Here is a 1,077-nt window from a genome sequence, read left to right as displayed (position 1 = left end):
TAGACCTCTTGCAAAAGTCCCAAATGCGTGGGACAAGTAAGTTAGAGTTGGGTAGCATTGATGACTTACGAACAAGTAAAAAGCTTAAAGCCAGAAGATTTTAAACGCTTGTGTGGTGTACGTCCGGAGACTTTTAAGCAGATGCTAAAGGTAGTGCGAGCGCCAAGCCAACCAAAACAGAAAACAGGAAGACCAAGTAAACTTAGCTTACAAGACCAATTGTTGATGACATTAGAATATTGGAGAGAATACCGCACGTATTTTCATATTGGTCAATCTTGGGGAGTAAACGAGTCTACAGCATATCGAATTATCCGAAAAATAGAAGATACACTCACTAAATCTAGGGCTTTCACTCTTCCTGGCAAGAAAAGACTAGCGAATTCTGATTATCAGTTACAAGTAGTGATAGTTGATGTAACAGAAAGCCCGATTGAACGTCCTAAAAAAAACAAAAAAAGTTCTACAGTGGGAAGAAGAAGCAACATACACTAAAGTCTCAAGTAGTGGTAGACCAAGCGAATGGTAAAATCATCTGTACGGCTCATGGTAAGGGGAGAGAGCATGACTTTCGGATATTTAAGAATAGTCAACTTCAGTTGAGAGAAGATATAGAGTGCTTGGGCGATAAAGGTTATCAAGGTATTCAGAAAATACATAACAATAGTCGGATTCCTACAAAAAAGCCCAGAGGCGGTAAGTTAACTTATGAAGATAAAAATAAGAATAGAGAATTAGCCAAAATTAGAGTTTTAGGTGAGCATATAAATCGTAAGCTGAAAGTATTTAAAATTTTGTCGCTTACTTATAGAAATCGTCGAAAAAGATTTAGTTTAAGGTTTAATCTGATTGCTGCTCTCTACAATTACGAGCTTTCTCTCCCCAAAATTAAATCTTCCTGAGCAACTTTTGCAAGAGGTCTATTCTCGAATTTACTACAATTTGGGGAAGGGAGAGGCTCTTTCAAGGGTAGGGAATTAAGAATCAGGCAGTAGAAAGGGTGATTTGAAAGACATTCATTTGAGGAGTGAAGTTAGGCCACTGCTCAGGAAAAAAACCGCCTTGGGGTAATGGAAG

The 1,077-nt window shown here is 38.3% G+C and carries 1 protein-coding gene; it reads left to right on the top strand.

Going from position 1 to position 1,077, the window contains the following annotated elements; genetic code table 11:
- The first annotated feature begins 60 nt into the window (after window positions 1–60).
- Window positions 61–902 (top strand): IS5 family transposase gene (locus tag V7L29_RS07920; RefSeq protein ID WP_334735088.1). Its coding sequence is split into 2 segments (ribosomal slippage): window positions 61–445 and window positions 445–902, totalling 843 coding nucleotides; the frame shifts between segments, so codons are not numbered across the junction.
- The last annotated feature ends 175 nt before the right edge of the window (window positions 903–1,077 follow it).

Origin of the sequence: Nostoc sp., assembly GCF_036916575.1 — a bacterium.
Lineage (GTDB): Bacteria > Cyanobacteriota > Cyanobacteriia > Cyanobacteriales > Nostocaceae > Nostoc.
The sequence above is the reverse complement of the archived record's forward strand: the minus strand, read 5'-3'. Positions and strand labels throughout refer to the sequence as shown.